Origin of the sequence: Chamaesiphon sp. VAR_48_metabat_135_sub (assembly GCF_031418915.1) — a bacterium.
Taxonomy (GTDB): Bacteria; Cyanobacteriota; Cyanobacteriia; order Cyanobacteriales; family Chamaesiphonaceae; genus Chamaesiphon.
The window spans coordinates 30524-43548 of the sequence record NZ_JANOJV010000159.1; the positions used below are offsets into that span (position 1 = coordinate 30524).

At 44.8% G+C, this 13025-nt stretch carries 12 protein-coding genes and 1 pseudogene; 6 read left to right on the forward strand and 7 right to left on the reverse strand.

Annotation, left to right across the window (positions count from 1 at the left end; all coding sequences use genetic code 11):
- Positions 1-59 precede the first annotated feature (59 nt).
- A pseudogene (locus RMO55_RS22245) lies at positions 60-149 on the reverse strand (Clp protease ClpS); the annotation flags it as partial.
- Between the two features lie 261 nt (positions 150-410).
- Here RMO55_RS22245 and acsF point away from each other — a divergent pair.
- The gene (gene acsF / locus RMO55_RS11480; RefSeq protein ID WP_310426659.1) at positions 411-1487 is read left to right on the forward strand and encodes a magnesium-protoporphyrin IX monomethyl ester (oxidative) cyclase; all 1077 of its coding nucleotides are present in this window, start codon (positions 411-413) and stop codon (positions 1485-1487) included.
- A gap of 124 nt (positions 1488-1611) precedes the next feature.
- Here the strand turns inward: acsF and RMO55_RS11485 are convergent, their stop codons facing one another.
- The 3 genes from RMO55_RS11485 to RMO55_RS11495 all read right to left on the reverse strand — a co-directional run bounded on the left by RMO55_RS11485 (position 1612) and on the right by RMO55_RS11495 (position 4971).
- Positions 1612-2781 carry a hypothetical protein gene (locus RMO55_RS11485; protein ID WP_310426661.1) on the reverse strand — a complete coding sequence of 390 codons (1170 nt, stop codon included), beginning with the start codon at positions 2779-2781 and terminating at the stop codon, positions 1612-1614.
- A gap of 120 nt (positions 2782-2901) precedes the next feature.
- Positions 2902-3960 carry a polysaccharide pyruvyl transferase CsaB gene (csaB, locus tag RMO55_RS11490; RefSeq protein WP_310426662.1) on the reverse strand — a complete coding sequence of 353 codons (1059 nt, stop codon included), beginning with the start codon at positions 3958-3960 and terminating at the stop codon, positions 2902-2904.
- Between the two features lie 168 nt (positions 3961-4128).
- Positions 4129-4971, reverse strand: coding sequence for a fatty acid desaturase (locus RMO55_RS11495; protein ID WP_310426663.1), 843 nt, complete (start codon positions 4969-4971; stop codon positions 4129-4131).
- A 207-nt stretch (positions 4972-5178) separates the two neighbouring features.
- On the opposite strand from RMO55_RS11495, the gene RMO55_RS11500 reads away from it, so the two are divergent.
- On the forward strand, positions 5179-6531 hold the full coding sequence (locus RMO55_RS11500; protein WP_310426664.1) for a TetR family transcriptional regulator: 1353 nt from the start codon (positions 5179-5181) through the stop codon (positions 6529-6531).
- A 101-nt stretch (positions 6532-6632) separates the two neighbouring features.
- Here RMO55_RS11500 and RMO55_RS11505 read toward each other — a convergent pair whose 3' ends face one another.
- Positions 6633-7457 carry a sulfurtransferase gene (locus RMO55_RS11505; RefSeq protein WP_310426665.1) on the reverse strand — a complete coding sequence of 275 codons (825 nt, stop codon included), beginning with the start codon at positions 7455-7457 and terminating at the stop codon, positions 6633-6635.
- 115 nt (positions 7458-7572) lie between these two features.
- A complete protein-coding gene (gene rppA / locus RMO55_RS11510) occupies positions 7573-8268 on the reverse strand; it encodes a two-component system response regulator RppA (RefSeq protein WP_310426709.1) in 696 nt (231 codons plus the stop codon).
- 241 nt (positions 8269-8509) lie between these two features.
- On the opposite strand from rppA, the gene RMO55_RS11515 reads away from it, so the two are divergent.
- The 4 genes from RMO55_RS11515 (at position 8510) to RMO55_RS11530 (ending at position 11473) form a co-directional block, all read left to right on the forward strand.
- Entirely contained in the window at positions 8510-10162 is a 1653-nt protein-coding gene (locus tag RMO55_RS11515; protein ID WP_310426666.1) for a serine/threonine-protein kinase, read from the forward strand.
- Positions 10163-10192: 30 nt separating this feature from the next.
- Entirely contained in the window at positions 10193-10663 is a 471-nt protein-coding gene (locus RMO55_RS11520) for a ferredoxin (RefSeq protein ID WP_310426667.1), read from the forward strand.
- Positions 10664-10695: 32 nt separating this feature from the next.
- The gene (locus tag RMO55_RS11525; RefSeq protein ID WP_310426668.1) at positions 10696-11061 is read left to right on the forward strand and encodes a hypothetical protein; all 366 of its coding nucleotides are present in this window, start codon (positions 10696-10698) and stop codon (positions 11059-11061) included.
- Between the two features lie 124 nt (positions 11062-11185).
- Positions 11186-11473, forward strand: a complete 288-nt coding sequence (locus RMO55_RS11530) for a YggT family protein (protein ID WP_310426669.1) — start codon at positions 11186-11188, stop codon at positions 11471-11473.
- 190 nt (positions 11474-11663) lie between these two features.
- Here the strand turns inward: RMO55_RS11530 and RMO55_RS11535 are convergent, their stop codons facing one another.
- A complete protein-coding gene (locus RMO55_RS11535) occupies positions 11664-12902 on the reverse strand; it encodes a VWA domain-containing protein (RefSeq protein ID WP_310426670.1) in 1239 nt (412 codons plus the stop codon).
- Positions 12903-13025: the final 123 nt, after the last annotated feature.

Consider the following 13025-nt stretch of genomic DNA (forward strand, 5'->3'; position numbering starts at 1 on the left):
GTCGATCGATCTGAGATATTTCTTCGCTGTAAAGGCAGTTCATCAATTGCCTTTACTTTTTACGATGTTATTTCCAAAAGTGCCATTGTCAAACCAGCACAACGTAACTGCTGGCGATCGAGTGTTGCCTGCTCTTGCGTGCCGACCCAAAACTATATATTGATAACGACTTTTGCTAGTAGAAGCTAGACAAGCAAAAAGTGAACTTGTTCCCGAACCCAGAGCGTTTCAGGTTATCTGATTTCGGTCGAGATTGTTAGTAACTCTTAACACAAAACTGCTGCCGAGCTAGTCTAGACTTGGTAAAATGCACTAAAGACGTGATTTTCTCCACAGGAGAGGCTGTGCCGACGAGCTGCGCTGACTGTTGCCTGAGTCGATCGCGATTGAATTATCTATAAAAAATTATTATGGTAACTTCCGTTTCAAAACCATCATCCTTCGATGAAATCAGACCAGGTGTAAAACGCCCTGCCAAAGAAACTCTCCTCACACCTCGGTTCTACACCACCGACTTTGAAGAGATGGCGAAAATGGATCTCTCTGTCAATGAAGATGAGGTGGCAGCGATTATCGAAGAAATGCGGATTGACTATAACCGTAATCACTTCGTCAGAGATGAAAAATTCGACAGGTCTTGGGACGATATCCCAGCGGAAACCCGTCAGATATTTATCGAGTTTCTCGAAAGCTCTTGCACTTCTGAATTTTCTGGATTCTTGCTCTACAAAGAACTCAGTCGTAAGCTCAAGCACAAGAATCCGCTTTTAGCTGAAGGCTTTAACCTGCTATCGCGGGATGAAGCGCGTCATGCTGGCTTTCTCAACAAAGCGATGTCTGACTTTGGACTCTCGCTCGATTTAGGCTTTCTCACTCAAAATCACAATTACACCTTCTTCAAACCTAAATTTATCTTCTACTCAGTGTACCTATCGGAGAAGATTGGTTACTGGCGATATATCAAGATTTTCCAGCACTTAGAAGCAAATCCCGAACATCGAATTTATCCGATCTTCCATTTCTTTGATAATTGGTGCCAAGACGAGAACCGTCATGGTGATTTCTTCGATGCAGTGATGCGTGGACAACCCCAGTTATTAAATGACACCAGAGCAAAACTCTGGTGTCGGTTCTTCCTCTTGGCTGTATTTGCTACGATGTATCTCCGAGATCGAGAAAGCAAATTCTACGGGATTTTAGGTATGAATAGCCGCGACTTTGATATCGAAGTAATCCAAGAAACAAATAAGACTGCGGGACGAGTATTTCCCATCATTTTAGATGTAGATAATTCAAAATTTTTCCCACTTTTGGACGAGTGCGCCGCAGACTACCTCAAATTAGTAGCATCAGCACAATCCAGCACACCTAAGTTCTTGAAAAAAATTATGAATTTACCAACAATCGCGTCGATGGGTGTAAAGCTACTCCGCTTGTATCTACTTAAACCGATCGATATGACCGCACAAGCTGGTGTAGTTCGGTAGATATTTCGAGTTCGATCTTGACTTTTTGATAAGTTAATGGTTCTGTCGTGACAGAACCATTTTTTTAATTTATGGAGCAGCGTTCAATGTGCGTTACGGCTACGCCTAACACACCCTACATCTATCAATTTTCAACTTTCTTATTTTTAGGAAATTTGGGTAGATCGATTTTTCGCTCGGATGTGCCATGCTGAAGAGAATCGCGATTGACTGTTGGTGCTGGCCAATTAGGGGAGGATTTAGCGATCGGATCTGCGATTGGGATACTTTCTTTATGAATAGTTTCTGGAGATGGATGTGTGGAAATCTGAGATGTTTCTAGAGTACGATCGTCATAATTGTTGCTGGCATTGGCCGTGTCTCTGTCTTGGCGAATTGCTTCGCGCCAGCTTATTGTCTTAGATAGCTTGGGTGGAGGTAAGATGGTTTTACTTGAAGGTGTTAGAGCGGATGGAATCCATTTGGGGGTTGCAATGTCAGACATCTGGAGTGGTGCTAGAGGTGGTGAGGGATCGATTTCAGCAGCAGAGATGTCTGAATCACAAATAGCTGTTTCTAGCGGCGATAGATCGGGTGTGGGTGGATCGATATCTCTCTGGAAGAGCATTTCTGATGTTGGGGTAAAGAGGGTTAATATCGATGTTTTACTACTGGTTTCGGGAGCGAAAGTCTCAGTAGCTGAAGTTATCTCGATTGATGGTGTTGTTGCAGATGCTGGAATAATATTTGCAGTTATGGCGGCAGTTTCTTTACCAATCGAGTTTGTTTGCAGTTTCAGGCGACGATGAAGTTCGATCGCCACTTGTTCGGTTTTGGTTAATTTTTGGGATTGCTGCTGATATTTTTGGCAGAGTTCTTCGTGTTCTGCTTCGATTTGAGGGACAATCGTTTTAGTAATTTCTAGTTGCTGAGAAAGGGTTTCGATGAGGGTTTGTTGGCGTTGACCGATTTGATGGGAAGTCTCTAGTTGTTGAAATAATGCACCGACTCGATCATGAGCTATTCTTAATTCATCTTGTTGTTGTAAAATGGTAATTTCATGAACCTGATTTTCTTCTTTTTTAGTATGTAATGACTGTTTTGCAGATGCTAAAGATTGTTCTAATCTAGCAATTTCCTCGACTAATTGACGATTGATTTGCCGAAGATTGCTAACAACTGTCAACCAGTCAGTGCGATCTTGTTGCGATTCAACTGTGGTATAGATGGTCTCTACAGGATGGTTTGAAGTAGCTCGATCCTTAGTTTGAGAAGCTGCACCAAGATCGTTAGGATTATTTGCTGCTGGGGACATGGCAGGATGGATGAGGTAGATGGCTATTAAATAGTTGAAAGTTGAAAGTTGAAACTGATGCTTCGACCGATAGGAAAACTAGAGAAATAAAACCCTTTCTTTTGGGTTATGTAGAGGCGATTAACCTTGAATTTTACTAATTGCAGTAGCTAGTAAATCTTGGTGGGCGAGAGATTTTTGATGGAGAGATTGGCGCGATTTGGCACTGAGTGCTGTGCCTGTTTCGAGGTGTTGTTTCCAAGCTTGAGTAATGACACCTGGATCTGTGGGGATATCCGCTAGTTCCCAGCCAGGGATATCAATTTCTGTCATTAGTTTACTAACTTTTGGATCGTAACCGATCGCCCAACATTTACAGCCCTCTGCTGCTGCCATAATTAAACTGTGATACCGCATCCCGATCGCCAAATCTACTCCTTGAAATAAACCTTTAAGTTGTTTGGGATCGGAGAGTGTGACGACTTGACTATTATCGGTCAATTCTGCCCGAATTTGCTCGGCGATATCCATATCTGTAGTTGGTTGGAACGGAACGAGTAAAACATGACCGCCAGTGGCGGCTTGTAAGTCCACCAAGGCTTGGGTGACGGCATCTAAACGCTGATTAGTCAATTGAGGATGCGATCGCAAGGTAAGGGCGATTTTCGGGCTGGAAATATTCGCAATTTCGGGGACGGGAGTAGCCCCTAGACTCCACACGGGATCGGGCGCAATCTCACTGGATATCCCCCACTGGGCGAGTAAGGCGGCTGAGGCTGGATCTCGCACACTTAAAGCCGTACAATTCTCAAAGGCACGTTTGGCAATCCAACGAGTTAGGGGCTGGTTGAGCGGGCCAATCCCTTGAGCGATCGCGATCGTTTGAAGTCCGAACTGTCGCGCTAATCCAATTAGTCCCCCATAATAGATCGAATTGCGCATACTTGTCGCATCTTGAATCAAACTCCCGCCACCTAAGATTAAAACTTGGGACTCTTTAAGGGCGCGAAGTACCGAGCCACTATTCATCCGATCGCAACTTTTGACTCCATAACTTTTAGAAGTAGCGCGAGGATTTGCTGACAATACTAGCGGTTTCACCGTTGGTGGTAACATCTCCAACATCGCTATTAGCAAGGCTTCATCGCCACCGTTGCCTTTGCCATAATAACCACATAGCACAGCCTGGATCTCAGTCATTCGGTCACACCCTCGATCGATATCTGAAGATATTTTACCTCGCGTATCTTCGATCGACTAAATATTCTCACATCTTGCACCGATCGGCACCCAAAAAGGGCACCCCCATAACATATCTATAGGGATGCCCTTTTTGGGTAATATTCGTTTTGAAGCTCAACTATTAACTTAATCTGTAGGTGGTAAAATCACCCGACGAGCTAAACCAAGTTTTTGTAATAATTGAATCGACCACCAAGTCATATCAATCTCCCACCATGCCCAGCCGCCTTTAGCAACATTAGGATACGCATGATGATTATTGTGCCAACCTTCACCATAGGTTAATAATGCCGCCCACCAAAGATTTCGGGAATTATCATCTGATTCATGTGCCCGATAGCCCCACATGTGACTAGCTGAATTGATCAGCCAGGTGCTATGCCATAGAATCACCGCACGGACAAATACACCATAAATTACAAACGACCAACCACCCAGAGCGTATAGTAACAAGCCAACAGGGATTTGGAGGAACAGGAAGTACTTATCGAGCCAACGGTAATAAGCATCTTTAGCTAAATCTGGCGCGGCGCGTTTGTATTCATCAATGTTGAAAAAGTTTGCCTTGGGGTAGAAAATCCATAACATATGACTCCACCAAAACCCACGTTTTGCTGAGTAAGGATCTTTATCCCAATCTTCGGTATATAGATGGTGCTGACGATGCCCAGCTACCCAGAAAATCGGCCCACCTTGGAGTGCTAACGCGCCGAGGGTGGCAAATACATACTCTAGTGGTTTAGGCACCTGGAAACTGCGATGTGTCAGCAAACGGTGAAATCCCAGACAAATCCCGATCGATCCAAATAACCAATGTAGGAAAATTGCCGCGCCCAATGCCGACCAATTAAAATACCACGGTGCTGATAATGCAATCAGATGAAACGATCCAAAAAAGAAGACATTCGTCCAACTCAATGGTGTTGAATCCTGTTTCGCCGAGCTAGTTTCGATAAAGTTAACAGTCATAAATGATTAGGCTTTAGGTTTTAGGCTTTAAGTCTTTAGGGTCTTGGGTTTTAGGTACTGAACTTTAATTCTTTGTTAGATTTACCTAACACCTAAACCCTAATCCCTAACCCCTAATTCTTGGACACAGGTTCCGCATCTAGGTATAGTAGAAATAAGGTGTGCAAGTAACGCTTGCATTCACATCTTAACAACCTTTTTTCAGTTGTGCAAGTACCACTTGCATTTTCGATCGATAACGATCGAAAGTTACGCGAGCAAACCCCCACACCCCCACACCCCCACACCCCTTCTCCCTCGATGGCTACCGCAGCACCTCTCCAGCAACCTTCCACTATGCCATCTTCCCGCAATCTGACTCGCCAAAAATTAATCTATGCCGCGATCAAATTATTTGCCAGTCAAGGGGTGAATGAAACTACGACTAAGCAGATTGCGGAATTGGCTCAGGTGAATGAAGTTACTCTATTTCGCCAGTTTGGGAATAAACATGGTTTGCTGCTAGCGGTGATTGAAGACGCTGATGTATTCGCACAATTAGGACAGAATTTAGTCACTGACTTACCGCCAGCGAGTAGCTTGCCACAAATGCTCAGAGAATATGCCAATACTTGTTTACAAGCACTAGAACAGACTCCGGCAGTGATTCGATCGTTAGTCGGGGAATCGGGGCAATATTCGATCGAGAATCGCCAAGGATTGGGACGCAGTTTCGATCGAGCAAATCGGCGAGTAGCCAAGTATCTAAAAACCGCCATCGGGGAATCGCAAGCAGATTTACAATTGCCTGTCGAGCAATTAGCTAGTTTATTAAATACGTTGTTATTTGGATATGCCACGATCGAGTTAACTAGTGAATTTCACGGGTTGTGGCGGAATAGAGAGGATTTTTTAGATAGAGTTGTCGCCTTATTCTTAGCAGGTGCAGTTGCTAGCAATAGTTCTCCATTAGTCTCAATTAATCTTGCTAATCATACAGAAATTTCCCTCGATTTACCTGGTTTGATCGTGCATCAGATCATGCTCCAAGCTAAAAAACACAGCTTACAGGCTTATGCGATCGTTTATGTGCTATTCGGCTCGGGATTGAGTCCGAGTGAGATTGCTTTATTGACTCGATCGAATCATATTAGCAGTAACGATCGACAGTTATTTCAAATTACTCAAGGATTGGTGCGTCAGGTTCCTGTCAATCAATGGATTTCGGGTAAAAGATACGGTTCTTATCTCAAAAATCCCCTGACTCAATGGCTCAGAAGTCGTAAAGATGCTCATTTGGCTCTATTTATCGATGCAGATGGAACTGCTTTAACTGAAGCAGGTTTGCGCCAACAATGGCAACAATTAATCGGTGAAACGATCGCGCCCACAGGTGAGCAACCTCGCATCGAACAAGCTCAATCCACTTGGTGCGTAGAAATGCTCACCAGAGGTTTAACTCTCGAAGCAATGCAGATCCTCACTGGATGGGAATCCAGTCAAGTTAAACCCTATGTCCGACGAGCACAAGAACAGGCAGTTTTAGCACAAGCCTTTCATCTCGACAGTACATCGAAGTAAGTGGATGGTGGATGGTGAATATTTGTTGATTTTAGGCTAAGGTAATTCCCAACAAATCCCGAATCCCGAACCCCGAATCCCTAATCCCGAACCCCTAATCCCTAATAAGAACACCAATCACTCCAACTCCCTGGGTATAACTTGGCTCCATCGATTCCTGCTAGATTGAGAGACAACAGATTGACACAAGCCGTCACACCCGAGCCACAGTAGACGATCGGCTCTATATCCGGCGAAATTGCCGTCCAACGCTGTTGTTGTTCCTGCACTGGTAAAACGAAACCTTCCGGTGTAGACACGTCTTGCCAGGGATAATTGACGGCACTGGGAATATGTCCCGCAATAGGATCGATCGGTTCGGTGTTTCCCAGATATCGATCGGGTTCGCGAGAGTCGATTAGTCGGTGAGCGGGTGAGTGTTGAATTGCTTTGACTCGATCGATATCGACAATCCATTCTGACTGAATTTGCGGCTGAAAATTACCCCGAACGCTGGTTTCTGGTAGATTCGCAGTTACAGCATAACCAGCTTCGATCCAATTACGATAACCACCGTCGAGTAGTGCGACTCGTTGGTGTCCGTAATAACGCAACAACCACCAGAACCGCGCCGCAAAAGCAAAGCGCGAATCATCATAAGCAACTACCAAGGTGTCAGAATTAATCCCCATTGCTGCTAATTTGTCTCCCAAGACTCGATCGTCTGGTAGTGGGTGTCTCCCTCCATGTACACCTGCTGGACTCGATAAATCGCGATTTAGGTCTAAATAGTAAGCCTCAGGGATATGAGCAGTTTCATACTGTTGTCTACCCAAATCTGGATCTCCTAGTGCAAATCGACAATCGACAATCTTCAGATCGAGTTTCGATCCCTCTGCCAAATAACTATCCAATGACGCTGCTGTGATTATTGGGGAAGTAACCATTCGATTAAAAATTTAAAGAGCATAATAATAGATGAAACTCACCATTAACCTTTCTGGTGGTGCTTTACGCTACGCTAACACACCCTACACAAGCAACTGAGTTCACTATTCACTTTCAACTTTCAACTTTCAACTTCCCAATCCGATAACCTTTCCCATAAATAGTCTGAATCAACTCCGGCGAACCTTTAACCTCAATTTTACGCCGTAGCAGTCGGACTAGAGCAGCCAGCACATTGCTATTTGGCGGATTATTTTCACCCCACAGATGTGCTTGAATTTGACCATGAGTGAGGACTTGTCGGGCATGTTGCATTAGATAACCGAGTAATTGGGTTTCCTTTTCCGAGAGTTCGATACTATGTCCGTTTACATAGGCAAGTTGATTGTCTAAATCCAATTCTAAATCGTCTACTTGAAGTTTAGATTGAGTCGGCTGGGGATCTAATATTTGCACCCGCCGTAGCAGAGCGCGAACTCTTGCAAGTAACTCTCGCAATTCAAAAGGTTTGACCAAATAGTCATCTGCACCTGCATCTAGCCCGATCACTCGATCGTCGAGGGTGTCTTTAGCTGTTAAAAATAATACTGGCGTAAGATCGCCTCGATCGCGTAATTGTTGACAAATTTCTAGCCCAGTCAAATGTGGTAGCATCCAATCCAAAATTAGCAGATCGTAATAACCTGCATTTGCCAAGTCATAGCCAACTAGACCATCTGTAGCGACGTTAACAGCATAACCTTCCCTGGTCAATAGCCGACTTAATGGTTCGGTCAGAGCAGGTTCATCATCAACCAGCAAAATTTTTATTTCCAGTTTATTACACACAGATGAACGATCCTGGCAAATGCGAGGGTATGATAAGAGCGGCTAGAGATCGATATTGCCCGTAATCGAAGTTTCTGTCTTCTTCATACTATAATTAACCAACCTCGAGATCGCCATCGCAAGTTATCTTTCCATTTTGACTAAAATATTATTGTAAGGTCAGAATGCGTTAGATTTTCGTAAACCCTTATATTCTCCTTAGTTCAAGGCGTAAGTTCAGGTTATGCAACCACCAATTCCCTTGGGAACATTGCTTCAACAGCGTTACCGCGTGACCAAAGTATTAGGTCAGGGGGGTTTTGGACGCACTTATTTGGCTCAAGACACTGGCTGTTTTGATGAGATGTGCGTACTAAAAGAATTTAGTCCCAACGATCGCGGTCGCGATGCGCTGAAAAAATCTAAGGAGCTATTTCATCGCGAAGCTCAGGTATTATACCAGATCGACCATCCCCAAATTCCCAAGTTTCGGGCCAACTTTGAAGAGCAAAAACGCCTCTTTTTGGTGCAGGAATACGCAGATGGGAAAACAGTTGCTAAAACTCTCAGCGATCGACTAAAAAATAGTCAAACCTTTGGCGAAGCTGAAGCAGTAGAGTTTCTCCAAAATATGCTACCCGTGTTGACTCATATCCATGCAATGGGCATCATTCACCGCGATATTTCTCCCGATAATATTATTTTTCGAGATCGAGATAAGTTACCCGTTCTCATTGATTTTGGCGTAGTCAAAGCAGGTGTAACACAACTAGAAGTTTCCACCCAAATTCACCAAGGCACGACTGTTGGCAAGGCTGGATACGCTCCAGGCGAGCAACTCCAAACAGGGGAAGCTTATGCCAATAGTGACTTATACGCATTAGCCGTTACAGTTGTCGTGATGATGACGGGACGAAAACCCGAAAGTCTGATTGACAAAAGTACCATGACCTGGAAGTGGCATCAATGGGTACCAACTCTCACCCCGTGGTTTGCCAAAATTCTCAATAAAATGCTCAGTCGGATGCCAAATAGTCGGTATCAGTCTGCTAATGAAGTCGCCCAAGCCTTGCGCTCGGTGTCGGACTTTGTTGGTTCGCCTGCCATATCAACCGATCTTAATCGGAGCAATTTTAGCCAACCCACTGGTACTGTGCGGCCATCCATGAGCTACGATAACAAAGAGTCAGTCCCCTTATCGCGAGTCAAGCGATCGACAACAGTTGGACCTAGTTATCCAGTCAAAAATATTCCGCAACAAAATCCACTGCGGGGGATCTTAAATACACCCTGGGGGATTGCCTTGAGTTCGGCAATCGTCGCATTTGTGGTGATTATTATCCCGATCATTTTGATTAGTCGATCGATGACGACTTCCAATACTTCTAAGACTCCGCCACCTATCACAACTCCGACTACCGCTCCTACCCCGCCAGTCTCAGCAAATCCAGCAACTCCAAACCCAGTCCCGATTGCTAGTCCCGATCCATCACTACCCGTTCCAGCTACCACACCTGTACCCACTTCAGTTGCCGCAGAAACTTTGGTGGTAGAAGTCGGTAAACTGTCAGTCAAAGAAGGTCCATTGAATCCAGCACAACTGACCGTTTTTAGTCTGAATCTGACCGCTGGACAACAACTCAAAGCTGCCTTGACTAGCACCCCGGCTGGTGCAACCATGAATATCCTGGCACCCAATCAGGCAAATGTAGATGTCTTTGCCAAAAATACAGTCAACTGGCAAGGTAATCTCCCGCTTTCTGGTGAATATCGGATCGAAATCGTCCCACTTCCAGGTGCGGTTAGTAGCAACTATAAGCTAGAAGTGACGCAAATCGCTCCAGCAACGACGAGTTCGCCGTCACCAACTCCAGTAGTTACACCAGCAGTTAGATAACCTCGACAGAAAAGGAGATGTAGCGACACAATGGATATAGATGATAAATTGCTCGATCCTCAAATATTTACTAACTCGTTGACAAAGCCCCTCCAAGAGAGCATCGATAGTTTAGGACTCGATCGCATCTCTCGTCATATCTTCATTTGTGCCGACCAGACTAAACCCCTCTGTTGCTCGAAAGCAGCTAGTTTAGAGTCCTGGGATTATCTCAAGAGCCGACTCCGAGCATTAAAACTCGACGCTCCCGATGCACCGCAGGGGTGTATCTTTCGGACGAAAGCCAACTGTCTGCGCGTCTGTCATCACGGCCCGATTGCAGTTGTGTATCCTGACGGTGTTTGGTATCATTCGGCTACGCCCGCAGTGCTCGAACGGATTATTCAAGAGCATTTACTAGGCGATCGGATTGTAACCGAATATGCCTTTGAGTTGAAACCGATGACTGACCTTGCGGCTGTCTCAAGAAGTGTTGAAAGCGATCGGCTAGGCGATAATTAGTAAGATAGTAATTTTAAGTGGGAGATCGATCGATGAGCAATCGGGATGGATTTGGTAGTGGATTTTGGTTGGGAACTTTGGTCGGCGGTGTCGTAGGCGGTATCGTTGGGGCTTCGCTCGTCAGTCAAAAAATGAATCGGATCGATGATGAAACTGAAAGTGGTAGATTATCGGGGGAAAGTGGCGAAAAAAGACCATTGAAGCCCAGTCGTCGTCGGACGCTCGATCGGATGGAAACCGCCCGACAGAGTTTAGATGATAAAATTAGCGACCTAAATAATGCGATCGATTCAGTCAGATCTTCACTAGGTCACGTTCCTGGCGATTCGATCGACGAACTCATCAAGCGTGCGGATGAGGACATCAATATTAAACCATCCGTCGATCCTCAGAATTAAGCAACACGCGCCGATCTAGTTGCTGTCGGTTAGTACGGTATGCCAAACCAGTCATAAGTATCAGTCGATCGGTTAAACTAATTGCAGCAGATTTTGCTTATACAATAATTTTTATGTATTTGTTATGAATAATTCGGCGATCGCACCATTACTAGTTGTCAGTCTCTCCAACTTCCTCAATATTTACTTAGTTATTATTTTTGTCCGACTTCTATTAACTTGGTTCCCAAATATTGACTGGATGCAGCAAGTTGTCGGCTTTTTGAGTCCAGTTACCGACCCATATCTCAATCTGTTTCGATTCGTACCACCAATCGGCTCGATCGACCTATCCCCCATTATTGCCATCTTTGCCTTGCAATTTGCGATGCAGGCTTTGACATCCCTCGCGCCAGCATTGACGAGTTTCTAATCGGTGAGATCCAATATATTTGGATTTTGGATTAAATTCAAAATCCAAATATATTGGATCTGTAGGGGTGGGTTTATGCAATCTAATGTCGATGTTACTATTCGATCTTAAACAAAACCCACCCTCCCACACTAGAATCTAAAAAGATCTCAAATGGGTTCTATAGACTATAGCCATTTATTCTCGTCCACTATTGTAAAATAGTCTTAGATACCATTCTGGTCTGTTTTTTATCAGCTTCTGAGAGATCTTCCCCACCTTGAAGAATGGTGGCGTTGGATTGCAGAACTGTAGCGGCGTTGGTATCGCCCATTTGCAGTGCTGTTTTGGCGGCGGTTTGAAGGAGGGTGGCTGCACCAGATCGATCTCCTTGTTGGAGTTTCAGCTCGGCGAGTTGGGTTTGACGATATTTAGCAAGAGCGAGAGTCTGTTGTTGGACGTTGCTTTCAACTACTGGTTGATGATTGCGGATGACGTTGACATTGACGCTGACGGGTGGGGTGAGGAGATCGGTTAAACCTTTCGCAGGGTCATCATAGCGGATTTGGAGAGTCGCAATCGATTGTTCGCCTTCGGCAAGTTGTCCGATATAGGTATTCACGAGGATTACCCGCGAGAGATCTTTCATTAAGTCGCCGAGGCGGACGATCTGGAGATTACCATCATCTTCGACGGCTAATTCGATCGTATCGGGAGCGACTTGAGCGACTGGTTTGAGTTCGGCGAGTCGAACTTTGGGCTTTAATTCTAGTTGGAGATAAGCATTCGTCAAACCGACTGATTGCATCCGATTGAAGATTCTGCCAAACTCACTGACTGCTTGAGCTGCTTCGGCAATATATGCTAGGGTACCTGCGGCGGTGTCGGCGATTTTTTCGAGAATATTTTGATTCCAATGTTCGCCAAATCCGAGGGTATTGAGCGTAATATTGCTCTCGGTAGCAAATCCAGCTAATTTAATACAGCGTTCGTTATCGCCATGTTCGTTTTCGCCATCGGTGAGGATAAATGCATGGGATACCCGATCCTGTTTACCTTCGATTAGTTGGGTAATACCTAGTTTAATCCCCGCATCGATCGCTGTTCCACCAGCAGCTTGCAATTTATCGATCCGTGCGAAAATATCTGTAGGATCGGTGACTTGTTGACAGGGTACGATAACTTCCGCCTCATGATCGAAGGCAACTATCGACAACCGATCTTCTGGTTTCAAACCACTAATTAACTCTTTCGCAGCTTGCTTGACAGTATTTAGCGGCGTACCTTTCATTGAGCCGCTATGGTCTAAGATCAAACATAAATTTAGCGGTAATTGCCGATCTTCTGGTTCGGCTAGTGCCGATACCTCGATCGAGATTTGACGTTGACTGTTCCCTTGACTAATATCTACCTGCGGATCGCTGATTACAGTTTCGAGCGCAACTTGCATCGGATTCAACTCCACATTTGTCGTGATTACTATTTTACCGCACTACTCCAAGAAACTGACCCTGTTCGATCGAACTTTGTCTCAAAATTAGCAATCGGGTAGGGGTAATTCATGAATTACCCC

Excerpts from the sequence above, each read along its gene's own strand:
- RMO55_RS11520 (WP_310426667.1), top strand. The coding sequence starts at position 10,193 with ATGGATATAGATGATAAATTGCTCGATCCTCAAATATTTACTAACTCG.
- RMO55_RS11495 (WP_310426663.1), bottom strand. The coding sequence starts at position 4,971 with ATGACTGTTAACTTTATCGAAACTAGCTCGGCGAAACAGGATTCAACA.
- csaB (WP_310426662.1), bottom strand. The coding sequence starts at position 3,960 with ATGACTGAGATCCAGGCTGTGCTATGTGGTTATTATGGCAAAGGCAAC.
- RMO55_RS11535 (WP_310426670.1), bottom strand. The coding sequence starts at position 12,902 with ATGCAAGTTGCGCTCGAAACTGTAATCAGCGATCCGCAGGTAGATATT.
- RMO55_RS11485 (WP_310426661.1), bottom strand. The coding sequence starts at position 2,781 with ATGTCCCCAGCAGCAAATAATCCTAACGATCTTGGTGCAGCTTCTCAA.
- RMO55_RS11515 (WP_310426666.1), top strand. The coding sequence starts at position 8,510 with ATGCAACCACCAATTCCCTTGGGAACATTGCTTCAACAGCGTTACCGC.
- acsF (WP_310426659.1), top strand. The coding sequence starts at position 411 with ATGGTAACTTCCGTTTCAAAACCATCATCCTTCGATGAAATCAGACCA.
- RMO55_RS11530 (WP_310426669.1), top strand. The coding sequence starts at position 11,186 with ATGAATAATTCGGCGATCGCACCATTACTAGTTGTCAGTCTCTCCAAC.
- RMO55_RS11525 (WP_310426668.1), top strand. The coding sequence starts at position 10,696 with ATGAGCAATCGGGATGGATTTGGTAGTGGATTTTGGTTGGGAACTTTG.
- RMO55_RS11505 (WP_310426665.1), bottom strand. The coding sequence starts at position 7,457 with ATGGTTACTTCCCCAATAATCACAGCAGCGTCATTGGATAGTTATTTG.